We start from the raw sequence: 22,647 nt of genomic DNA, 5'->3' as shown, positions 1-22,647 counted from the left end.
TAGTTTTAAACGTCGCGATATTTTTATCACAAAATATTAATTAATTTTTGTAAATTATTTTTGCTCTAGGTGGATACTGTATTTGACTACGAGCAGGAATTGTTGCGTGGATAGAAATCGTTGCAAAAAACACCGTCATTGCGAGCGACCAAAAGCGTTGTTGCATGGCTCTAAAAAAGTGCCGTATCATTCTAGCTAAAAGCGGGAATCCGGAAAATTATAGTCATCCTGAATTTATTTCGGGATATTTTTCAAGAGATGCTGAAACAAGTTCAGCATGACAAAAAAAGCTAGATTTCCGCCTTCGCGGGAATGACATCAAAAATTTGAGCCATGCAACAAAGCCTTCACGCAACAATAATGATATAGCAACTTACCGTTCTTCAAACGCTAATTCTTTCGGGTTGTTTTCCCATCTTAATATTTCATCGATTTTGTTATGCCAAATTCGCATAATTTCTTGCTCATAAGCAACAATTTCCGCTTCAGACCAGCTAAATTTGTGAAACATCTCATTTGCCGCTTGAAGCACCGTATTATTATTTTTATTAAAAACTTCTTCTAAATGTTTATCTTGTTCTTGCTTATAATTTAAATGCGCGGCTCTACCGAGTTCAGCCACTTTATGCATTTCACGACTACGCACCTGAATTTCGGCATTACGCCTAGAATGAAGGAATTCCACTATCGCATGAATAGATTGATAACCGTTTTCTTTAGGTTTCTCAATATAATCTTTGATATGTTTTAAACTAAAATGGTAAAAATCATTAATTATATCGAGAGACGTATAACATTCGGCTTTACAACCAACAATAACCCTGAACGCAATAAGATCGCTCAATTTGTCAATAGTAATTTCTTTCCTTTTCATTTTCTTTAAAATAGAATAAGGATCCTTTAGTCTGGCGTATATTTCAGCACCTACTCCGTTTTTATGCAGCATATTTTGAAGCAGGTTAATAGTTTCGTGAATCAAGTACTCCTCCTATTAAAACTAAATATGAGATTAATTCAAATTGTTTTTTAAATTTATAAATCTGTTACGTTATATAAAATATAAGTGTTGCCGTGAGTGTTTATTTTAAAAAATCATTTTGTTAGCAACTTCAAATTATTGCACGCTTTGCAATTTGATAACAACCATAAAACACCTGGTATGATAGGTGAAATTAATTCTTTAACTTAAAATTTAAAAAACAGATTAATATTAAAATTAGATATTTTCAATATATTTATTTAATTATTTGATAATATTTTATTTAAAATTTACTTAGATTTGTATTTTAAGAAGGAAAATTTGGGGAATTATGTGTAACTCCGTGGCTTGACTGGCGTTGCCAGCGTGGATATCATAGTCGTCATTGCGAGGAGCCGTAGGCGTTGTTGTATGGCTTGATAAAAGCACTAGTATGTCATTCCCGCGGAAGCGGGAATCTAGAAAAAAGCACTTTTTAGGTCATCCTGAATTTATTTCAGGATATTGTTAATAGATGCTGAAACAAGTTCAGCATGACAAAGAAAAGGCTGGATTCCCGCTTTCGGGCGTTGTTGCATGGCTCGAAAATTAATAAAAAACTCGTCATTGCGAGCGACTGGAAGGAGCGCGGCAATCCAGGCTATCCCGAATGTAACGAGGGATTTAATTAGAATACTAAACAAGTTTAGTATAAAAATATGTTTAACTGGATTGCCACGTCGGCATAAATGCCTCCTCGCAATGACGATTCCGGTAGCCATGCAACAACGCCCCGCTTTTAGCTAGAATGACATCGAAAATTCGATCCATGCAACAAAGCCGGCTACGACCACGGAACCCAGTCTTTTTATTAAGGCTTTTTCTGGATACCGTGGTCAAGCCCACTACTGTACGAACGTTGAAAAAAGGCTGTGTCATGCCGTGACTTGATCACGGCATCCAGGAAAATAAAGCCATATTAGACTTATTTTAGAATCTTTTTATGATATTATAAGCTGGACTGAAGTGGTCGTAGCCACGGAATGACAGAATTTTTACCTCTTTATTTAAACGTTCGTACAGTAGTGGGGCAAGCCACGGTATGACACCGCGGTACTTTTAAAAAATATCCGAAATATAGCAATTTTTGATCCACGTGGGCATTGCCTCCTCGCAATGGCGGCTTCAGCCGTCCACGTGGGTAACGCCATCACCGCAATTTTTGAAAAAGCACAAGCTTAAACTTCAACCGATAAACAACTCGGAAAAATTTTCTACCCCGCATGCCGGAGCAGCACCAAGAACCGCAGTCATGTTATCGAAATTACCGCTGCACTCAAGCACTATGTCAATGCCGGCGGCAAAAGCTTTTTCGGTAATGTCAGCCATCCCGCCGGATAACGCTTTCATCTCTATCGCATCGGAAATGATCAGTCCTTTAAAGCCGATTTCTTCTCTGATATAATTAATAACTTTTTTTGATAAGGTAGCGGGATTATCCGGATCAAGTGCTTTATATATTATATGTGCCGTCATAGCGAGTTTGCTAACCGGCAATATAGCCAACTCCTTAAAAACATAAAAATCCGTTTTCTCTAGCTCTTCTAAAGAAGCTTCTACGCTCGGTAAGGCTTTGTGGCTATCCTTTGTAGCTCGCCCGTGCCCCGGTATGTGTTTAATGCAGCCGATTACTTTTGCTTCAGCCAACCCTTCAAGTGCAGCTTGACATAAGCGAATTACGGTAGGGGGAGTAGAGCCGAAGCTTCTATCGCCGATAATATCATGCGCTCCTTCATGTCTTAAATCCGCTACCGGCGCGAAGTTTAAATTAAAGCCTAGTTCTTTAAGCTCTTTTGCTATTTCTTTATAATTTTGTTTACATCTTTCGACCGCAATGTCTATGCCTTCCTGCCGGGCTATATCGGCGAATGTTTTAGCGCTAGGCGCTGATTTGAAAGTAGGAGCGATAAGCCTTTTAACTCTGCCGCCTTCTTGATCGACGGAAATTATACAATGCTCCCCTAACACCTCTTTTATACTACCGATAAGGTTAGTAAGTTGTTCTCTATCCTGAATTTGTATTTTTTCACCTAAACCATCCGTAATAGTTTCCGATTTTATATTACGCCTGAATAAAATTACTCCTAGAGGAGGATGATTTTGAAATAACTCTATTTCTTGCGCAGTTAATTCAGTACCTGCTATACCGATAATTATCGGCTTTACTTGTTTTTCTTTCATAAAGATACCTCTTGATATTATTTTGTATGTACAGCGTCCTCTCGATCGCTTGATACAAGCAAATTTTTCGACATTTGCCTGTACTCACGTACTCTAGTACGGTAGCTTAGCTCTTCCTTAAATTCATCTTGTCTGAAGCTTTCTGAATTTAGTTGTACTACAAGCCTAATTGTATTCTAAGGGAATATTCAAGCAACTGCATATCATTATTAGAAATTATTGTAATTTTTGATTTTAATCTTGTCTTACTTATCGTCATTATTTGATCAGCCATTGCTTTACTTTGTTTACCGTTTAGCAATATATAAGCTTCACAAGGATAACATTTACTAGTATTGTTAGTTAAAGGAATAACTTGTACGCGATTTAATGCTTGATTTGAATAATCATTGCTAATAATTATCGCCGGTCTTGTTTTATATATTTCTCCGGCAATAGAAGGATTAAAGTCTACCCACCATACTTCACCTCTTTTCATGAAACCCATCTTGCGCCAATCCTTCTACCCAGTTATATGCTTCTTGCTCTGCTGCTATATCATGAGCCATATCTTGATAAGCTGCTTCAAGATATTCGTTAATTACATATGGTTTTACTAAACGCTCTATAAATTTACTAATTTTACGTTCACCGATTACTGAATGTAACTTATAATAAACAGCTTCATCAATAGTAAGTGTTAATTTCTTCTGCATAATATACCTTTCATACGTGTATTATACGTATAATACTATATTTATAAAGATTAATCAACTATTTTTGTAAAGCATTTATATAGGCGGCGCAGAGAAATTAGCAAGGAATTTTGTAATATCATTTGACAAAATATTAAGATTTTTAATCAGTATATCGATTTTATAAGAGAGGGGAGTAGTATCTTGTTTTACCGATATTTTTTTATTATTAGTTATATAATCTTGTATAGTTTTAAGATCCCTATCGGTGTAGTATCTTCTGTTTTTTATTTTATAAATGCTCAAATTAAGGATATTAACTTCTAGATACCTTAATTGATGAGAAGAGATATTTAAAAATTTTATTGCTTCGCTAGTAGAATAATATTTTTTATCTAGCTTCTTATTAAATATTTTTTCCGGTATCTTTTTTTGAGACATTTTTTTCCGAAGATTCGTTAATTAATGTTTTTAAGTTAGCAGAAGGGGTAAAACGCAATATTCTTTTTGACTCTATAGTAACCGGTAATTTAGTATGGAAATTTATACCGGGTCGTGATTTTTTTTCGCTAATTTCAAAACTACCGAAATTTTTTAAAGTTAATTTTTCGGTAAATGCTGTTTCTAAAATATTAGAGAAAATAGCATTAACAATTTCTTCGCATAAACTGTTTGATAACCCCAATTTAGAGCTTAACATAGCGGTAATTTTTTCTTTGGTAACGGTCATAAAATATAACCTTTTTGCAAAGCGTTCGGTGTCATACCGTGGCTTGACCACGGTATCCACTCTTTTTATTAAGTTTTTTTCTGGATGCCGTGATCAAGTCACGGCATGACACAGCCTTTTCTTTAACGTTCGTACAACACATGGTCAAGCCACGGTATGACACTATACTTGTAATAACCATAATACGGTAAATCACGAATCTGCTTTTGCCTTTTCGTTATACTCGCTAATATTTTCATTTAGCTTTTCTAACTTATTAACAATATGTTTGCGCATTTTTTCTTGTTTTTGGGCATTAGCATTTTTATATTCTGCCATTTTTTTGTTTAGATGATCTAAAGATTCCTGTAGCTTTTTGGCTCCTTCATCTTTTTTATCTTTCATCTTTTCCTGAATTGCAGTTACTTGATCGGATAATTGAGTATAGGTATCGCTAAGGCTTTGATTAAATTTATCTATGCCGGTTTTAGCTAAATCCTTCAAATTATCTTTTAATTCCTGAAGATTTTCGGTTACTGTTCTAGTTTGCGAGGTAGTTTCTGCATTATCCTCTTCGTTTTGCGTTGTTGCTGAAGAAAAAGCGTTAGAGGCAAATACTAAAGCAGCAGTTGTTGCAAGTGTTAATAAAATTTTATTTTTCATTGTTAGGACTCCAAAATAATTTTTAAATGGGCTTTAATTTTTATGTTTGTTATTATAGTCTTCGATTTTTTTACTTAATTCACTAAGTTTTTTCACTAAAACCTTGTGATATTCTTCTGCTTTCTTACCTGTCGCTTTTTGATATTCCGTCATATTTTCTTTTATGCCGTCATATTGTTTTTGTATCGATTCTAAAGAGCGATCTTTATTATCTTTAGCGTGCTTTTTCAATTCATCTATTTTAGAAGATAAATTATCGGCTATATCATGGCATTTCTTATTAAATTCAGCAGCGATAATTTTAGCGGAATCTTTAAGGGTATTTTGTAATTCTTCAATCGCTTTGCCTATTGTTTTCATAATAACCTCATTATTGAAAATAAATACTATAAACTATAACTTAAAATGTAAGTTATTTAAATAATAAATTATGTTATATAAAAAAGCAACTACTACAAAAATTATTAATAGAAAAACTATATAAAAAACAAATGCTTTTTGTTAAAATTTATTATAGTATACAATTTTAATTATATAGGGGTTTTATGATGTTAAAAATAGGTGATGTTGCATTTGATTTTTCAGTGCCGGTAAGTAGCAATAAAAATATCAAATTATCAGATTTAAAAGGAAAATTTGTTATACTATATTTTTATCCGAAAGACGATACTCCCGGCTGTACTATCGAAGCACAGGATTTTAATAAATTAAAACCGGAATTTGAAAAATTAAATGCCGTAATTATAGGAGTATCAAAAGATAATTTAAAATCACATGATAAGTTTAAAGAAAAATATTGTTTAGAGTTTGACCTAGCCTCTGATGCAGACTCTGATATGTGCGAGCAATATGGAGTGTGGGTTCAAAAATCAATGTTCGGTAAGAAATATATGGGAATTAATAGAGCAACTTTTTTAATTGATACCCATGGTAAAATCCTTCATATCTGGCCTGCAGTAAGTGTCAAAAATCATGCTAAGGAAGTTTTAGAAAAATTAAAAGCAGCAAATAAGTAGGCGTTTGGGGTTTGCTAGGATGTCATTCCCGCCTTTAGCTAGAATGACATCCGGCACTTTTTTAGAACTCTGCAACAACGCTTATAGCTTCTCGCAATACTGAAAATTCTTTAAAAACTCAAAGTCTTTGCTTTGTAAGCAAAAAGATTCCGGCAAGGTTATTTTAGCTACAAATCCGTCAGTTACTTCCGTCTTTACGAATAAAGTTATTTTTGTGTTACTCTGCTCTAGTCCGGAGCATTTTGTTAATAAACTTACTATCTGTTCCAATTCCGTATAACTACTTGGGAAAAGTTGTAACTCAATTTGCTGATTGTTAATTGCTTCTTCAATAGACATGAAGCTTTTAGCGGTCAGTTTTATGCCGCCTTCGTCTTTTATTATATCGCAATTAACGATCACTAGGCTTTTAACGTTCAGCAAGTGATTATAATCGCGTAACACCTCCTCGCTAAAAATAGTTAACTCAAAAATATCATCGGGATCGGAAAGCTGTAGCGTAATAAATCTTCCTCTTGCCGACATGCGAGAATCTTTTTTCTGAATCACGCCGGCAAGCGTTACTCGGCTAGTGCCGTGCGGTAAATCATTATGCAAATTTGCCGAACTTAAAATATTTAATCGATTAAATATTTCTTGATATTCCGATAACGGATGATGAGTTATAAATAATCCCAATGCCTCAAATTCATAAAAGGCTAGCGTATTTTTATCGGCATGGTTGCTTGCTATTAAAAGCTGCGGGCTTAAACTATTTACCTTAATTAAACTAAATTGATTAGAAGCTTGTTCTTCATGATAAGAAATTGAATAGGCTAAAAGCTTAGCAATACTTAAAAATAATTGCTGACGATTATCGTGTAACTCATCAAAACAACCGGATTTGATAAGGTTTTCCAGTAACTTACTATTGATAGATTTAGGCGGCATACGCTCGATGAAATCGATAATGGTCGTAAATCGCCCTCCTTTCTCTCTTTCCTCCGCCGCTAACTTACCGAAATTCACGGTAACACCTTTAATTGCGCCCAAAGCGAATATTATAGACTTTTGTTCTGCCGATATAGTAGCTTCGATGTCATTCCCTCCTTGGCGGGCATGACATCCTATACTAAAATAACCGGTGGAAATATTAATATTCGGCGGGATGATTTTGATATCATTATCTTTTGCTTCTTGTGAAAATAAGCCGATCTTATCGTGATTACTTAACTCAAGGTTCAAACATGCTACCAAAAATTCAGCAGGGTAGTTAGCTTTAAGATAAGCCGTTTGATACGAAATAACTCCGTAAGCCGAAGCATGCGCTTTGTTAAAACCGTATCCGGCAAATTTAGCAAGCGTCGCAAAAATTGATTTAGCTTGACTTGCTGAAATATTATTAGCTACCGCCCCTTTAACAAAGATTTCCTCCTGCTCCTCCATTTCTTTTTTGATTTTTTTACCCATAGCTTTACGGAGTAAATCAGCGCTGCCAAGAGTGTAACCGGCAAGTTTCTTAGCAATTTCTAATACTTGCTCTTGATATATTACTACGCCGTAAGTTTCTTTAAGTATCGGCTTTAGTAATTCATGTAAATAGTCCGGTTGCTGCGTGCCGTGTTTACAAGCGATATAGGTCGGGATATTTTCCATAGGACCGGGACGATATAAGGCGCCAAGAGCTATCAAGTCTTGTACGGAATCAGTCTTTAGACGCCGAAGCGTATCTTTCATACCCGCACTTTCAAACTGGAAAACCCCGCCCCCTTTACCTTTGCATAACATTTGATAAGTTTTTTCGTCGTCAAACGTCATGTTATTAAAGTCGATCTCGATGCCTTGTTCTTTTAAAAGCTTTTTACAGTCGGTAATGACAGTAAGAGTTTGTAGTCCCAGAAAATCAAACTTAATTAAACCGGCAATTTCCGAGTATTTCATCGAATATTGCACTATTAACATATCGGAATTAGTATCTTTGCAAACGGGTACTATTTCGACTAAATCTTTGCCGGCTATGACGATTCCCGCGGCATGGGTAGAGGCGTGCCTATGTAGTCCTTCCAAAATTAGCGAAGTATCTAAAACTTGCTTTATTAACTCCTCTTCGCCCTCTAAATTATATAATCCTTTGCCTTTAGCCGCACTTGAAAGCTCAGGGACTTCCTTAATAGCCTGATCTAAAGTTATGAGATGAACGGCACTAAACGGTACTAGCTCCGTTAAATAATCGGCATATCTATATGCTAAGCCAAGTACGCGGGAGACATCTTTAATTACCGCCTTTGCTTGCATTTTTCCGAAAGTAATTATTTGACCGACCCTATTATTGCCGTATTTTGAACGAACGTAATTTATAACTTCTTCACGTCTTTCTTGGCAAAAATCAATATCAAAATCCGGCATTGAAATACGTTCCGGATTTAAAAATCGCTCAAATAATAAACCGAATTTAATCGGGTCAAGATCGGTAATTAACAGACTCCAAGCTACTATTGAACCCGCTCCCGAACCTCTACCGGGACCGACTAATATTCCTTGCTCCTTACTCCATTTTATAAAATCCGATACTATGAGAAAATAGCCGGCAAAGTCCATTTTACAAATAATCTCTAATTCATAATTAAGACGAGTAAAATATTCCTCCTTAATTGTTTCTTGCTCCTTCGGAGAAATATTTTCTAATTTAAATTTTGTCGATAATCTCGCAAGCAAACCGTCTTCTGCGTCTTTTTTAATTAAATCCGTTTCGCTAATATTTTCGGTAGAGAAATTAGGAAGCATCGGCGGGTTGGGATGCGCCGCTATGTAACAACGCTGACTCAAATTTACGGTATTCTCTATTGCTTCCGGCAAATCTGCAAAAAGCTCTCTCATTTCCTTAGGGGATTTAAAATAGCAATTATCGCTAATCGTTTTACGATCTTGATATTCTTTGGTAACGCCGGCAGAAATACACAATAATACGTCATGCGCGTAATGCATGCTTGCATCACTGAATAATAGTTTATTAGTAGCAACAAGCGGAATATCTAAATCATATGCTATTTTAATATGAGCGGCTTCGATAAATTGTTCTTCCGGTAAATTATGCCGCATAATTTCAAAATAAAACCGGTCACCGAAGATTTCTTTTAATTTACGAGCGGCTAGGACAGCCTGCGTTTCATCTTTGGCGAGCAAGCTTTTACCGATAATACCGTCTGTATAACAACAAAGCGCAATTAAGCCTTCATTATAAGTAATAAGGTCGTCAAAAGTGATGTGATCACAAATTTTGCGATCATTTTTAGTGAAGATTAAGCTAGATAGCTTAAGTAAGTTTTTATAACCTATTTCATCTTTTGCAATAAGTAGAATCTCGGCAAAATCGGCTTTATAGTCAAATGACCCCCTAATATTATCAATAGCTACTTTATCGATATTATTCTCTATATTAAGAATAACACCATGTATAGGCTGCACGCCTTTTTTAGCAGCTTGCAAGGCAAACTCCAACGAGCCGAATAAATTACCCCGATCGGCAAGACAAATAGCCGGCATTTTTTGCCGTACGGCTAATTCAACTATTTTGTCGATCGTTAACGCGCTTTCTAAAAAAGAATAAGAACTTTGCGCTCTTAAATGTACAAATTCAGCTTGCATTTTATTTATGTATATAAATTATTGTTCGATTTATAAAATAGCTCGGTGTCATACCGTGGCTTGACTCACTACTGTACGAACGTTTAAATAAAGAGGTAAAAATTCTGTCATTCCGTGGCTACGACCACGGAATCCAGGAAAATAAAGCCATATTAGACTTATTTTAGAATCTTTTTATGATATTATAAGCTGGATTCCGTGGTCGTAGCCACGGAATGACAGAATTTTTACCTCTTTATTTAAACGTTCGCACAGTAGTGGGCTTGACCACGGTATCCGGTATTTAATTTTTCTGGACCCCGTGGTCAAGCCACGGGGTGACAGAACACGATGCTCATCATACCCTACACCCAACTCCGTAATATTCAAAACCTGCCGCTTTTACTGAGTCTGCATCTAAAATATTTCTAAGATCGATAATTATCGGCGATTTAACCGAATTATAAATTATTTCCCAATTTAATTCATTAAATTCCGACCATTCGGTAGTAATAACAATTGCATCCGCTCCGGAGCAGGTCTCAATTGCCGATTTTATATATAATAAATTTTCATTTTCAAAATGTTTTTGAGCATTATCTAAGCCTACAGGATCAAATGCTTTAACATACGCACCTTTAGTTAGTAAAATTTTGATAATTTCAATTGCCGGACTAGCTCTGATATCATCGGTGCCGGCTTTGTAAGTAAGCCCTAGAACGGCGATATTTTTACCGAGTAAATCATTACCTATTAAATTGCTAATTTTATCTACCATATCAAAAGGGCGCTTCCGGTTACTATCAATTACCGCCTCAAGGATTTTACAATCAGCACGGTAATTTTTAGCAAGCACCCTTAAGGCTAAAATGTCTTTCGGAAAGCAAGAGCCGCCAAAGCCGGGACCGGCATTTAAAAACTTTGTGCCTATTCTTTGATCAAGACCCATACCGTAAGCTAAGTCTTGAATATTTGCGCCTGTTTTTTCACATAAATTTGCCATTTCATTAATATAGCTAATTTTAGCGGCTAAAAAACTGTTGGAAGCATATTTAATAAGTTCTGCCGTAACTAAATCAGTCACTAGCAGCTTTATATTTTGGTTAGTTAGAGGCAAATAAATTTCTTTAAGCAATTCTTCCGATTTTTTATTATTAACTCCGATAATTATTCTGTCAGGAACTAAAAAATCATTAACGGCTGTTCCTTCCCTTAAGAATTCAGGGTTTGATGCAACATTAAATGTAAAATTTTTCTCTGCTAAATAACTAATAATTTTATTGCAACTGGTCGGTGGAACAGTAGATTTAACCACTAACAGACAATCCTTATTTATCCGATTACAAATTTTATCGATAACTTCAAAAACATATTTTAAATCCGCATCACCTGACGGTAACGGCGGAGTCCCGACGGTAATAAAAACCGCCTCGGCAGTTGCAAGCTCGGCATCATAATTACGGGTAAATTTTAATCTTCCGGATTTTATCGATTGCCGTAAATATTTATCAAGATCGGCTTCATAAATCGGCGATATACCTCTATTTAGCTTAGCAATTTTAGATTGATCGGTATCAAGACACACGACATTATGACCAAGATAGCTCATTATAGTCCCCGATACGAGTCCGACATAACCACAACCGATAAAGGTAATATTCATAAAATTTTTATTATGTATTATTTAATTTTGTATTATAAAACTTTAGAGTATACTTTATACTTGATTAGCGTTAATTTAGACAAGACTTTTTTAATTATACTGCTCGTCTTTTAAGAATTGGGAATTGTCCCCCCGTGACTTGATCACGGGGTCCAGAAAGTAACAATCTGGATACCGTGGTCAAGCCCACTACTGTACGAACATTTAAATAAAGAGGTAAAAATTCTGTCATTCCGTGGCTACGACCACGGAATCCAGCTTATAATATCATAAAAAGATTCTAAAATAAGTCTAATATGGCTTTATTTTCCTGGATGCCGTGATCAAGTCACGGCATGACACAGCCTTTTTTCAACGTTCGTACAGTAGTGGGTCAAGCCACGGTATGACAATGCTTCACTTACGAGCAGTATATCTACATATAATTATAAAATGAATTTTATCAAAAAAACTTTCCTTAACCTCTTTATATTTCTTGTTATATTTTCGATAATTATGACTTTTCTTATATATAGAGCTAATAAAGGATATATGGATGAGCCGATTAAAAAAATAATCGAATTTTATTTAAATAGGCAAGATATAAAAGCCGTAATAAGTGATTTGAAATTTAAGGAAAATCATCTATCAATTAATAAAATTTCATTAAATTTTATAGATAATGCACAAGGAGAAATTTCTAATTTTCAGCTTGTTTTTAATTTGCATGATTTAATATCTCACTCTTCGTTATCGGCTAATATTAATATCGATAAGTTTGCCGTTATCTCAAATAATAATGAAGAAATTATAAATACTAAAATAAACGGTGATTATACTTTAAATATAATAAAAAAGAGTGCTATTACTAAGTTAAATTTAGCTGAAATAAGAAGCGATATCTTAGCCGATAAAAAGGGTGCCAATTTACCGCTTGGACAAGCCGCATGCTTATATAAAACTAATCCTTTGCAAGGTAATAAAAAAAAGATTGATTGTAAACTTACCTTTGAAGAGCAAGCTTTTTTATCGTTTAACGGCATAATAACCGATAAAAATATTGAAGCAACTGCTAGTGCTACAAATATCCCGATAATGATTTATCAAACAATAGAAAAAATTATCCCAAATAACGGGGTAATATTATATTTACAAAAACATATTAAATCCGGTTATATCCAGAACGGTGAAGTTAGCTTAAAGCTCGATAAAAATTTTGTTGAAGATGATATTTTAGAAGAAGAGGCGTTAAAAGCCAATTTGCATATATCAGATTTTGAATATAAATATCATAAAGACTTACCGGCTCTTAAAAATATTGATACTAATATTGTGGTGTCCGGACCTAATGTAAAGTTTTTAGTAAAACAGGCTTATACCGGCAAAAGCCTTATTTCAAACGGAATTATGAGTTTTAAATGGAAGGGGCTTGCAAAATCGGAATTTATTTTTAACGCTACCGCCAAAGGTGAAGTCGTAGATTTAATTGATTTTATTCCTGAAGAGGCATATCAAAATACTAAAGCTCAAGGTATCGATCTTAAAAAAATTAAAGGGACGGCAAGCTCCGTAATTGAACTAATAATTTTTATTAGTCCCGATATACCGAATAGCTATAATGTTTCTTCAATATTAACAAATATTTCGCTTGATGCTTTTAATAATAATATATTGTTACGAAATGCTGAAGCAAAAGGCACTTATAAAGATAATAAAATAAGTTTTAGCGGCAAGGGTAAGATTAACGATTATACTAGTAGTTTTACGTATGATCATAATATGGCAGAAAATACTAATGAATGTGTGTTAAAAATTAAAACTAATATTACTGCCGCAAACCAAAAAATAGGAATATTTAAATTAATTTCCGGCAGTAGCGTTTTTAATTTTGAATATAACAAACAAAAAAATAATAAAAATTTTATCAATGTTAGCTCTAACTTAGATAATTTAGAATTTTATATCGATAAAATATCTATCCATAAAAAATTGCATAAAAAAGCCAATTTAACTTTAAAATCTAGATTAAGCAATACTTCTTCAGGCAATAATATTGAGTTTAACCTTTCGGGAGAAGATAATTTAAAAATTATCGGCAATACTCTAATAAAAAATGACACCTATAACATTACTTTACCGGTCATTAACTACGCTCAAACAAGCTTGAGGGAAAAAATTACTATGAATAAGAATAGTCTCACTACCGAGCTTACGGGGGCTAACCTTGATTTATCACACTCTAATATGTTGCAATTTTTAGAAAAAGAAGGAGAGGCTCGTAATATCTCCTTAAAAGCTAATATAGGAACGGTAAGGCTAAAGAATAACGTAATGCTCAATAATTTAGATTTAAAAATAAATTGCGATAAAGTAAAGTGTTTTGCCGGCTCCTTAAACGCAGCTATCGGGGATAAAAAAGTTCAAATGTCTCTGGTAGCTAAAGAAGGTTTTGAACAATGGTTAATTGATTGTGATAATGCAGGTAGCTTGCTTAGAGGAATCGGTCTATATAATAATATGAAAAACGGTAATATGCAGCTTACTCTCAACACCAAAAGATATGAGGTTAAGAAAGGTGAAATAATACCGATATTAGACGGCAGGTTTACTATCAAACGTTTTGTGATAACGGATACGCCTTTTTTAACGCGAATAGTATCTTTTGTGTCGCTACCCGGTTTTATTAGTTTCGTGGTGAATAATAAAAATGTTTTATTTGAAAATATGACAGGTAAGTTTAGCTATAACGGCAATATTATAACCTTGTCCGATGTAGAAGCGCAAGGACCGTTTTTTGATTTTACGATGAAAGGTAATATTGATACTAAGAAACAGCAAATTAAGCTCACAGGAAATGTTATCCCGTCATTTTTCTTAATTAGTACTGTTATAACAAAAATACCGGTAGTAGGTAAAATATTTTCTAAAGTAGCACCTTACTCGCTGGAAGTGAAGTATTAAATTGTTGTGCGGATAGGTTAAGCATGTTCTATGTCATTCTAGCTAAAGGCGGGAATCCAGAAAAATTATAGTCATCCTGAATTTATTTCAGGATCTACTAAAGATGCTGAAACAAGTTCAGCATGACAAAGAAAAGCCTGGATTCCCGTTTTCACGGGAATGACATAAGAGTGCAGAGAATAACATCAAAGCCTAAACCTATATTACAAATAAATAAAATGAAAAAATTGTTAATAACATTAATTAACCCCAATCGATATTATCTAATAGGAATTTTATTATTAGGTCTAACCTCCGGTTTTGCGTTTACCTTAGTATTTTTCACTATTCCGTATCAATTATCCGAAGCAAAATATACTACCGATATAATAGGCTCGATGTCTTTAGCGGCATTTCCTTATTGTTTAAAAATAATATGGGCACCTTTTATCGATAAATATTCCGTACCGTTTCTATGTGCTAAATTCGGACAAAGACGAGGCTGGGCGTTGACGGCTCAAATATGTTTATTATTATCTATAGTAGGTTTTTTAGTTATTAATCCGAGTGATAATTTATATATTACCGCAATTATTGCCTTTATTATTTCTTTTTGCGCGGCTACTCAGGATATCGTACTAGATGCTTATCGCATAGAGCGCCCTGCTAATAAAGAAGAATTAGCGCTCGCAATTACTTTTGGCGGTATAGGGTTTCGTCTTGGGATATTAATAGCTAGTGTCGGGGCTTTATATTTATCTAGTATTTTTAGCTGGCAGGCGGCTTATCAAGGAGCATTTGTCGTAGCCTTAGCCGGACCTATAGTAATCTTATGTATTAAAGAGCCGAAACCGAAAGAAAAACGCCATGCTACTCTACATTTAATATCGATAAAGCAATATTTTGAGGTTATCCGCAAGAGTATTTTATCGTTAAAATTAAGTCAGCCTCGTTGGCTACTAACTATTTTATTTATTTTCCTATATAAAGCAGGTGATTCGGTGCCGATGGCTATGAGCTCCCCTTTCTTTCTTGATTTATCTTTTACCGCTCATGAAATTGCTTCAATATCCAAAGCATACGGTTTGGTAGTGATGATTATAGGGGGAGGATTAGGAGGAATTTTAACCTCAAAAATCGGCATATTTAAAAGTGTGCTAATTAGCGGTACTATCCAATTATTATCGCCTCTAATGTTTATGATACTTGCGATTATGGGGCATAATATTCCGGCATTTATAGCTACTATTACTATACAACATTTTTGCTGCGGTCTCGCCGGAACGGTAATTACTATCTATCTTGCTAGCCTTTGTAATAGTGAGTTTATCGCAACGGAATATTCATTAATTGCCTCTCTTAGCTCGTTTGCTAGAATTACGCTTGCTTCTTTAGGCGGTTTTTGTGCAAAATATATCCCTTGGTCACAATTTTTTTTAGGCAATGCTTTATTTAGTATGTTATTTATAATAGTGTTCTTGAAAATATATCGTAAAAAATCAGTTTAAGGGAAAGCTATTTTATTTAACTTGACGATGCCAACTTCTTTCCTCCTTCTCGTACAGCGTCATCTCGATCGCTTGATGGTGTTGTTGCATGGCTCTAAAAAAGTGCCGTATGTCACATTCTAGCCATGCAACAACGCCAAGCTTGATACAAGCAAATTTTTCGACCTTCGCCTGTACTCACGTACTTTTGGTACTGCTTGCGCAGGCTCGTCTTTAAATTTATCTTGTCTGAAGCTTTCTGAATTTAGCTGTAGCTTAATATTTTATTTTTACTTTAAAAGCAAAATTTTTTTGCATAGTAATTTTAGCATAAAGCTAAACAGATATAAGAGATTGTTATAATTATTCAATCATATCTTAAACTAATTAGAGCCGGGTGCTAGGGGATAAACTCAATCATTGAAAACAATAATTTCCCGTTGCATTTAATGCTGCAGCACTCATGAAACGGCCCCCTAGCATAATAACACTAAGGTTTAATAAATGTTTTGCAATGATGGAGTTTAAACACCATTAACGGATGGTACTGTAACAGAATAATTTAGATAATCAAGGAAATTAAGTTGTTTCCTTAAGATATTAATCTAATTTTCGGTTGTAGTGATGTTAAAAATACACGAACGATATTTCAACGGCGTTGTTGCATGGCTACCGGAATCGTCATTGCGAGCGGCTGGAGGCGTTGTTGCGTGGCTCGAATTTTTGCAAAGCAAACCGGTGTCAAGCCACGGTATGACACCATACTTGTAATAACCATAATACGGTAAATTATGAGCCATGCAACAAAGCCTATTTCAACCTGAAAGCTAAGCTAAGGATTATTTATAGGGGGTAGATATTAATCTAAGCGACGAGGAAGTAGAGTTAACGAATATTTGAATTAAAGAAAGATATAGTATCAGGGTTAATCTTATTTAATAAACACTAAATTATTTTCTGAAGAATCGGCTACGCTAAACTTGTAATTTAAATATGAAAAATTTTTTAATTCGCAAGGATTATCGATTGAGTTGGTAGCTATAAAATTAACCATATTGCCGCGTGCTTTTTTAGCATTTATTCCGATAGTTTGTAATTTACCGTTTTTATTTTCTTTAAAAAATACATTAATCATTGGATATTGAAGATGGCTAATAGCAATAGCGGAAGAATATTCAATAGAAGCCAAATTAAGCAAATACTTATTTTTATGTTGTTCAAGGGTTTGATTGATATAGCTAGTAATTTTTTCTTGCCAAAAATCGGCAAGGTTCTTTATATCAGGTAATTTAGTTGCCATTTCTAGCCGATAAGGTCTAATAACATCTAAAGGTCTTAAAACGCCGTATAACCCGGATATAATTAGTAAATGAGATTGTAAAAAATTTAATTGTTTATACTTTAATTCTTCGACTTTAATATTATTATAGACATCACCGTCATAAGCAAAAATTGCTTGTTTAAGCTCTTGCTTCTCAAAATTTTGAAATCTTTGTCGATTAAGCTGTGCAAGGTTGGAACTTATATTCATTATTTCCGTTAATTGCTCTTGAGAATAATTTTTAACTATGCCAAGCAAGTAATTTGTCGTGCTTAAAAATACCGGTACGGTTGACTCTTGAAACGAGATAGCCTTAAAATTAAGGGTTTTTGCGGGAGAAATTATACTAAGCATTATATTTATAACATATCGATCGTAAGGCTTTCAAGTTAGTATAAGAAAGCCTACATAAACCATTTTAAAGATATTAACGAGTAGGGGGAGTAGGAACTCTTGAAATATTATTGCCTATATTCCTATTCGTATCCTCTATCGTTCTCATAATAGCCGGACTCGGATCGGCCTCAATTGTTAAAACAGGATTTGGTTTAGTAGGTGCTTTATCTTTGCAGCCTATTAAAATAGCAGCAGCAAAAAAAAGTATCAAATAATTTTTATTCATAAATGACCTAAATATATTAAGAGATTAGTATAAAGATAATCGGTTGCTTGTTCAATGTCAATAATTGCTTTATGATTCTAAATTTTTATCTTTTGGATAAAACCAAATAACTAATAGCCAAAATAAAAGGCAAAGATTTAAAAGCAAATTATACTCGGTTATTGATAAGCCGAATATCTTTAATGCTGCTTTGGTACATGAGGTTATCGGCTGGCTATAAAATATTTCTTTGATATGTTTTATAGATAAACCTTTCGGGATATGAATCATTGAAGAGCAAAGAGCGCTCGGCTCAAAAATTCCTCTCTCTACACCGCTATGGTAAGCGGATAATAGACAAGAACAAAATAAGGTAAGGAAAATAAAACCTAAGGTATATTTGCTTAATTTTCTGATTATTAAAGCAGTTAGAGAAATTTTAATTAAAGTTAAATAAGGAAATCTTTCATATACGCATAAAGGGCAGGGGGTGTAGTATAATACATATTCTGCGAAATAGGCGGTAGCTAAAGCGATTATAGAAATCGTAATTAGACCTAAATGAAGAATACGGAAACTGTCTTTCCTAATGAAATTTATAACTGAAGCGATTAACATATTTAAATCTTTTTAAATGTAGTATTCTTAACTAAGTATAGGCTTTATCGCATTGTTGCGTGGATAGATAAAGCGTTTTCTATGTCATTCCCGCAAGGCGGGAATCCAGGCTAAAAAGCCTTAGCTTGTAAAGCTTTTTTCTATATAACTGTAAGCTATCGTTACATTTTTAGTTTAATTTTTCTGGATTCCCGCTTTCGCGGGAATGACATCGAAAATTCGAGCCATGCAACAACGCCTCCTCGCAATGACGAGGTTTTTATTATAATCTTAAAGAATAAAATTGTATAAAACTATAAAAAACACAAGTCATATTTTACAATTAATTAAATTTAGTGTAGATTGTCTTTCATTGTTAATATAGTACAAGTAAAATAAAAAAATGTCAGAAATATTTGAAGAGGCGATTAGATCGAATGCTTGGCCTTTTTTAGAGGCAAAAAAAATATTAGATCATTTAAAAGGCAAAGTTCCGGCTAAAGGTTATGTATTATTTGAAACGGGTTACGGACCTTCTGGTTTGCCGCATATCGGAACATTTGGGGAAAATGCACGGACAATTATGGTACAGGAAGCATTTAAACAATTATCCGATATCCCGACAAAATTAATTTGTTTCTCCGATGATATGGACGGTTTGCGTAAAGTGCCTAGTAATATCCCGAATCCTGAAATGGTAGCTGCTCATATGGATCAGCCGTTAACCGCTATTCCCGATCCGTTCGGTGAATATGAAAGTTACGGTCATTATATGAATGCTAAAATGCGGTCATTCCTTGATAGATTCGGTTTTAAATATGAGTTTTATAGTAGCACGCATTGTTATAAATCCGGCATGTTTGATGAGATGATGATTAGGGTACTTAAAAAATATGACGAAATAATGGAGTTGATGCTGCCGACTTTTCGAGCGGAACGAAAAGCAACTTATTCGCCTTTTATGCCTATCTGCCCCGAAACCGGTAAAGTTTTGCAAGTGGCTATTGAAAAAATTGATCCGAGTAGCGGAACAGTTACTTATAAAAATGAAAAAGATAATTTTGTAGAAGTGCCGGTAACAAAAGGACATTGTAAATTACAATGGAAGCCGGATTTCGGTATGCGCTGGGCAGCTTTAAGCGTCGATTATGAAATGTACGGCAAAGATCATTTAGCAAATGCACGGCTTTATTCCGAGATTTGCCGAATTCTTGGGGGCGTTCCGCCGGTGCAATTATGTTGTGAATTATTTCTCGATGAGAACGGCGAAAAAATTTCTAAATCTAAAGGTAATAGTATTAGCGTCGATGATTGGCTAAAATATGCGCCGCTGGAAAGTATGTCGCTTTTTATGTATCAATCGCCGACCAGAGCAAAACGCTTATATTTTGATATAATACCCAAAAATGTTGATGAATATATTACTTTTAATAAAAAATATCATGCAGAAGAAGACCCCGTAAAGAGATTAGCAAATCCCGTTTATCATATTCATCACGGGCAGGTTCCTAACATTGAAACTTTCGGCATCACTTACGCATTACTTTTAAACCTCGCATCAGTATGTAATCCTTCAGATAAATCAGTGCTTTGGGCGTTTATTACAAGATATGAACCGAGAGCAACGCCTGCAACTGCTTTATATCTTGATCATTTAGCAGATTTTGCGGTAAAATACTTTAATGACTTTATTAAAACGCATAAATCATATTTAATGCCGACGGCTAAACATAAAAGTATTTTAGAAGATATTTTAAAAATGTTGGTTGATTTACCTGATACTATCAGTGCTGAGCAAATTCAGACTACAATATATGATATCGGTATGAAAGCCGGCTATGAAAATTTACGTGATTATTTTAAAGAATTATATCAAATACTATTTGGGCAAAGCGAAGGTCCAAGGCTTGGAACCTTTATTAAGCTTTTCGGAGTAGCGGAAACAATAGAATTGATTAATGAGAAGCTGTAGAGGTTTTACTGTCATACCGTGGCTTGACCACGGTATCCAGAAAAAACCTTAATAAAAAGACTGGATACCGTGGTCAAGCCACGGTATGACACCGAGCTATACTACTTTGCGTTAAGCCAAATTAGATTACATAAAAAATGAACGATATTTTTTCTAGTACATTACCTATTTTTTTGATTACTATCCTTGGTAGTATTATCAAAACGAAATGGTTGACTTCGGAAGAATTTTGGCGTGGGATAGAAAAACTATCATATTTCGTATTATTTCCGGCAATGCTGTTTAATTATGTGTCCACCGCCGATTTAAGCGTTTCCTCAATAATAAAATTAGTATTCGCTCTTATTATTTCCACTTGTATTATCTCGATTATTTTAGCTATTTATCAAAAAAAATACAATATCAATAAAGTACAATTTACCTCAATATTTCAAGGTTCAATTCGTTATAATAGTTATATTTTCTTTGGCGTAAGTGCGCCACTACTAGGTCAAGAAGGGCTGGCTATAGTTGCCGTCATCTCTTCTTATATGATTATTTTTACTAATATTTTATCGGTTATAATCTTTGCTTATTATATTCCCGATAAATCAGTAGCTACTACTCTTAAAACCAGCATTCTTTTAATGGTTAAGCTAATAATTCGCAATCCGTTAATTATCGCAACTATTTTCGGGTTTATGTTTAATTATTCTAACCTTGAACTACATCTAGGTTTGAAAAAAACATTAGATAGTCTATCTAATGCTGCTTTAGCTATAGGAATGTTGAATGTCGGCGCAGGTCTTAATTTCACTATTCATAAAGAGCTTTTGTTTAACGTAATATTAACGGGTTTTGTTAAATTAATAGCTTTTCCGATCGTAACGGTAATAGTTTTATGGTTAATGTCAATTGAAGGAGTTACTAAATCCGTGGGAGTACTATATAGTTGCTTGCCTTGTGCAAGTACGGCTTACGTACTATCTCGTCAACTTGGCGGTGATCCGGAATCAATGGCGTCTATCATAACATTTACTACTTTCTTCTCGGTAATTACTTTGTCGCTTATTATGTATATGTTGGGGTAAGGGGGCATTGTTGCGTGGAACGATTTTACCTCGTCATTGCGAGCCGCTGCAAGCGGCGCGGCAATCTTATGAAGTTAGCTAGATTGCTTCGCTTCGCTCGCAATGACGGTGTTTTTATTATTTACTAGATTGCCGCGTCGATTCTTCGAATCTCCTCGCAATGACGGTGTTTTTTCTAGATTCCCATTTGAATTAGAATGACATCGAAAACTTAATTTTACTCACCTGTAAAATTATGGGTTTCTCCTGCTAAATCTAGTTTTATATCACTCAAATTTAAATAAGAGCTAATATGTGCTAGTATTTCATTAGGCAGTCCTAGATCACTCTCTACAGTACTATTATGTTGTACAACCTTTGTAAGCTCAAAATAATGCTGATTGATATGAGAATCAATCTTTTGCACTTTATCAGATAAATTATTTGTTCCTGACAGTAAATCTATGAATTTTTTACTTTCTTCTTTACCTTCTTCATATTTCTTAAAGTCATTAAGGCTAGCTGATTCAAGGTTTTTAGCAATTTCTATTATTGAATCTAATTTTTCATGGGGGTTTTTAAATTCTATCTTAGTTCCTGCTCCAGTAATTGAAGCAATGTATGCTCCATTAGCCGCACTATTAGTTGCCGGGGCTGAATTATGAATAGTATAATCAGCTCCATGATGAGTAAAATTAAAATCTGATTGCGCACCTATAGTTACTGTGTTCATTGGTAAATCTTTACCGGTTTGAGTCAATTTACTATTTTCTCCTACAGAAATAGCTACAGCTACTGCTCCTTCATAATTATTATTTAAATCTATAGTACCATGGACAATATTAATATTATTTAAAGGTAATTCACTACTAGCAACTGTAAGCTTACAATTATCATTAACTTCAATATCAGTAAGACCGCGTATTATAAGAGGTAAATTATCAGAGCCATTAATATTATAAGTACCATTAATTGTTAGACCAGCATCTGCTGACATTGTAACGAATGAATTATTTTCGCTTAATTTCACACTGGGATTTAAAGCGTTTCCTTTTATTGTTAATTTAGGCATATCTATTTTCCTCAATTTAATTGTTAAGTAATTATTAATTAGGATGCCATTATAGAGGATTAGTCTTAATAAATCAATTAAATAATTAATATTCTCTTAAGT

At 34.2% G+C, this 22,647-nt stretch carries 29 protein-coding genes and 1 pseudogene; 8 read left to right on the top strand and 22 right to left on the bottom strand.

The window, feature by feature from the left end; translation table 11 throughout:
* Window positions 1-40: 40 nt before the first annotated feature.
* Window positions 41-166, bottom strand: coding sequence for a hypothetical protein (locus AAGD64_RS08265; protein ID WP_341793063.1), 126 nt, complete (start codon window positions 164-166; stop codon window positions 41-43).
* 207 nt (window positions 167-373) lie between these two features.
* Window positions 374-979 carry a bifunctional (p)ppGpp synthetase/guanosine-3',5'-bis(diphosphate) 3'-pyrophosphohydrolase gene (locus tag AAGD64_RS08260; RefSeq protein WP_341793062.1) on the bottom strand — a complete coding sequence of 202 codons (606 nt, stop codon included), beginning with the start codon at window positions 977-979 and terminating at the stop codon, window positions 374-376.
* Window positions 980-1,364: 385 nt separating this feature from the next.
* Between AAGD64_RS08260 and AAGD64_RS08255 the strand changes: the two genes are divergently transcribed.
* Together AAGD64_RS08255 and AAGD64_RS08250 are read left to right on the top strand one after the other, a co-directional pair.
* Window positions 1,365-1,490 (top strand): hypothetical protein, encoded by a 126-nt coding sequence (locus tag AAGD64_RS08255; protein WP_341793061.1) that lies wholly within the window; start codon window positions 1,365-1,367, stop codon window positions 1,488-1,490.
* A gap of 65 nt (window positions 1,491-1,555) precedes the next feature.
* Entirely contained in the window at window positions 1,556-1,765 is a 210-nt protein-coding gene (locus AAGD64_RS08250) for a hypothetical protein (RefSeq protein WP_341793060.1), read from the top strand.
* Here the strand turns inward: AAGD64_RS08250 and AAGD64_RS08245 are convergent.
* The 11 genes and pseudogenes from AAGD64_RS08245 to AAGD64_RS08195 form a co-directional block, all read right to left on the bottom strand.
* Entirely contained in the window at window positions 1,682-1,897 is a 216-nt protein-coding gene (locus tag AAGD64_RS08245; protein ID WP_341793059.1) for a hypothetical protein, read from the bottom strand. The two genes, AAGD64_RS08250 and AAGD64_RS08245, sit on opposite strands and share 84 nt — an antisense overlap.
* Window positions 1,898-2,025: 128 nt before the next feature.
* Entirely contained in the window at window positions 2,026-2,169 is a 144-nt protein-coding gene (locus AAGD64_RS08240; RefSeq protein WP_341793058.1) for a hypothetical protein, read from the bottom strand.
* 34 nt (window positions 2,170-2,203) lie between these two features.
* Window positions 2,204-3,199, bottom strand: a complete 996-nt coding sequence (nagZ, locus tag AAGD64_RS08235) for a beta-N-acetylhexosaminidase (RefSeq protein WP_341793057.1) — start codon at window positions 3,197-3,199, stop codon at window positions 2,204-2,206.
* A gap of 29 nt (window positions 3,200-3,228) precedes the next feature.
* Window positions 3,229-3,357: pseudogene (locus tag AAGD64_RS08230) on the bottom strand (palindromic element RPE3 domain-containing protein); the annotation flags it as partial.
* Window positions 3,357-3,686: a type II toxin-antitoxin system PemK/MazF family toxin gene (locus AAGD64_RS08225; RefSeq protein ID WP_253308500.1), complete on the bottom strand. Its 330-nt coding sequence runs from the start codon at window positions 3,684-3,686 to the stop codon at window positions 3,357-3,359. The gene AAGD64_RS08225 and the pseudogene AAGD64_RS08230, both read right to left, overlap by 1 nt.
* Entirely contained in the window at window positions 3,664-3,894 is a 231-nt protein-coding gene (locus tag AAGD64_RS08220; RefSeq protein ID WP_253308501.1) for a hypothetical protein, read from the bottom strand. The genes AAGD64_RS08225 and AAGD64_RS08220 overlap by 23 nt, the downstream gene beginning before the upstream one ends.
* A 75-nt stretch (window positions 3,895-3,969) precedes the next feature.
* On the bottom strand, window positions 3,970-4,314 hold the full coding sequence (locus tag AAGD64_RS08215) for a MerR family transcriptional regulator (protein WP_410526071.1): 345 nt from the start codon (window positions 4,312-4,314) through the stop codon (window positions 3,970-3,972).
* Window positions 4,280-4,603, bottom strand: coding sequence for an HU family DNA-binding protein (locus tag AAGD64_RS08210; protein WP_341794185.1), 324 nt, complete (start codon window positions 4,601-4,603; stop codon window positions 4,280-4,282). The genes AAGD64_RS08215 and AAGD64_RS08210 overlap by 35 nt, the downstream gene beginning before the upstream one ends.
* 31 nt (window positions 4,604-4,634) lie before the next feature.
* Window positions 4,635-4,784 carry a hypothetical protein gene (locus tag AAGD64_RS08205; protein WP_341793056.1) on the bottom strand — a complete coding sequence of 50 codons (150 nt, stop codon included), beginning with the start codon at window positions 4,782-4,784 and terminating at the stop codon, window positions 4,635-4,637.
* Between the two features lie 11 nt (window positions 4,785-4,795).
* On the bottom strand, window positions 4,796-5,245 hold the full coding sequence (locus tag AAGD64_RS08200; RefSeq protein WP_341793055.1) for a hypothetical protein: 450 nt from the start codon (window positions 5,243-5,245) through the stop codon (window positions 4,796-4,798).
* Between the two features lie 33 nt (window positions 5,246-5,278).
* Window positions 5,279-5,605: an apolipoprotein A1/A4/E family protein gene (locus AAGD64_RS08195; protein ID WP_253308504.1), complete on the bottom strand. Its 327-nt coding sequence runs from the start codon at window positions 5,603-5,605 to the stop codon at window positions 5,279-5,281.
* Between the two features lie 185 nt (window positions 5,606-5,790).
* Here AAGD64_RS08195 and bcp point away from each other — a divergent pair, with 185 nt between their 5' ends.
* Window positions 5,791-6,261, top strand: coding sequence for a thioredoxin-dependent thiol peroxidase (bcp, locus tag AAGD64_RS08190; RefSeq protein WP_253308505.1), 471 nt, complete (start codon window positions 5,791-5,793; stop codon window positions 6,259-6,261).
* Window positions 6,262-6,342: 81 nt separating this feature from the next.
* On the opposite strand, the gene dnaE is transcribed toward bcp, so the two are convergent.
* The 4 genes from dnaE to AAGD64_RS08170 all read right to left on the bottom strand — a co-directional run bounded on the left by dnaE (window position 6,343) and on the right by AAGD64_RS08170 (window position 11,759).
* A complete protein-coding gene (gene dnaE / locus AAGD64_RS08185) occupies window positions 6,343-9,885 on the bottom strand; it encodes a DNA polymerase III subunit alpha (RefSeq protein WP_341793054.1) in 3,543 nt (1,180 codons plus the stop codon).
* 174 nt (window positions 9,886-10,059) lie between these two features.
* Window positions 10,060-10,254, bottom strand: a complete 195-nt coding sequence (locus AAGD64_RS08180; RefSeq protein ID WP_341793053.1) for a hypothetical protein — start codon at window positions 10,252-10,254, stop codon at window positions 10,060-10,062.
* Window positions 10,223-11,527, bottom strand: a complete 1,305-nt coding sequence (locus tag AAGD64_RS08175) for a UDP-glucose/GDP-mannose dehydrogenase family protein (RefSeq protein ID WP_341793052.1) — start codon at window positions 11,525-11,527, stop codon at window positions 10,223-10,225. Before AAGD64_RS08175 ends, AAGD64_RS08180 begins: the two co-directional genes overlap by 32 nt.
* A 94-nt stretch (window positions 11,528-11,621) precedes the next feature.
* Window positions 11,622-11,759, bottom strand: a complete 138-nt coding sequence (locus AAGD64_RS08170; RefSeq protein ID WP_341793051.1) for a hypothetical protein — start codon at window positions 11,757-11,759, stop codon at window positions 11,622-11,624.
* 200 nt (window positions 11,760-11,959) lie between these two features.
* Here AAGD64_RS08170 and AAGD64_RS08165 point away from each other — a divergent pair, with 200 nt between their 5' ends.
* The 3 genes from AAGD64_RS08165 (at window position 11,960) to AAGD64_RS10645 (ending at window position 16,171) form a co-directional block, all read left to right on the top strand.
* Complete coding sequence (locus AAGD64_RS08165; protein WP_341793050.1) at window positions 11,960-14,467, top strand: DUF3971 domain-containing protein; 2,508 nt, start codon at window positions 11,960-11,962, stop codon at window positions 14,465-14,467.
* A gap of 218 nt (window positions 14,468-14,685) precedes the next feature.
* Window positions 14,686-15,954 (top strand): MFS transporter, encoded by a 1,269-nt coding sequence (locus tag AAGD64_RS08160; RefSeq protein ID WP_253310120.1) that lies wholly within the window; start codon window positions 14,686-14,688, stop codon window positions 15,952-15,954.
* An 88-nt stretch (window positions 15,955-16,042) separates the two neighbouring features.
* The gene (locus AAGD64_RS10645; protein WP_410526070.1) at window positions 16,043-16,171 is read left to right on the top strand and encodes a hypothetical protein; all 129 of its coding nucleotides are present in this window, start codon (window positions 16,043-16,045) and stop codon (window positions 16,169-16,171) included.
* Between the two features lie 367 nt (window positions 16,172-16,538).
* Here the strand turns inward: AAGD64_RS10645 and AAGD64_RS08150 are convergent, their stop codons facing one another.
* The 4 genes from AAGD64_RS08150 to AAGD64_RS08135 form a co-directional block, all read right to left on the bottom strand.
* Window positions 16,539-16,733, bottom strand: coding sequence for a hypothetical protein (locus AAGD64_RS08150; protein WP_341793049.1), 195 nt, complete (start codon window positions 16,731-16,733; stop codon window positions 16,539-16,541).
* A 131-nt stretch (window positions 16,734-16,864) separates the two neighbouring features.
* Entirely contained in the window at window positions 16,865-17,608 is a 744-nt protein-coding gene (locus AAGD64_RS08145; RefSeq protein ID WP_253308509.1) for a YaaA family protein, read from the bottom strand.
* Between the two features lie 73 nt (window positions 17,609-17,681).
* Window positions 17,682-17,876, bottom strand: a complete 195-nt coding sequence (locus tag AAGD64_RS08140) for a hypothetical protein (RefSeq protein WP_253308510.1) — start codon at window positions 17,874-17,876, stop codon at window positions 17,682-17,684.
* A 69-nt stretch (window positions 17,877-17,945) separates the two neighbouring features.
* Entirely contained in the window at window positions 17,946-18,473 is a 528-nt protein-coding gene (locus AAGD64_RS08135; protein WP_341793048.1) for a disulfide bond formation protein B, read from the bottom strand.
* Between the two features lie 382 nt (window positions 18,474-18,855).
* Between AAGD64_RS08135 and AAGD64_RS08130 the strand changes: the two genes are divergently transcribed.
* Complete coding sequence (locus AAGD64_RS08130) at window positions 18,856-20,424, top strand: lysine--tRNA ligase (protein ID WP_341793047.1); 1,569 nt, start codon at window positions 18,856-18,858, stop codon at window positions 20,422-20,424.
* Between the two features lie 137 nt (window positions 20,425-20,561).
* Complete coding sequence (locus tag AAGD64_RS08125; RefSeq protein WP_253308514.1) at window positions 20,562-21,494, top strand: AEC family transporter; 933 nt, start codon at window positions 20,562-20,564, stop codon at window positions 21,492-21,494.
* A 217-nt stretch (window positions 21,495-21,711) separates the two neighbouring features.
* Here the strand turns inward: AAGD64_RS08125 and AAGD64_RS08120 are convergent, their stop codons facing one another.
* Window positions 21,712-22,545: a hypothetical protein gene (locus AAGD64_RS08120; protein ID WP_341793046.1), complete on the bottom strand. Its 834-nt coding sequence runs from the start codon at window positions 22,543-22,545 to the stop codon at window positions 21,712-21,714.
* Window positions 22,546-22,647 lie beyond the last annotated feature (102 nt).

The organism is Rickettsia endosymbiont of Ceutorhynchus obstrictus (assembly GCF_964026565.1).
Taxonomy (GTDB): Bacteria; Pseudomonadota; Alphaproteobacteria; order Rickettsiales; family Rickettsiaceae; genus Rickettsia.
Note: the sequence above shows the minus strand (reverse complement) of the source record. Positions and strands in the feature narration are given on the sequence as shown.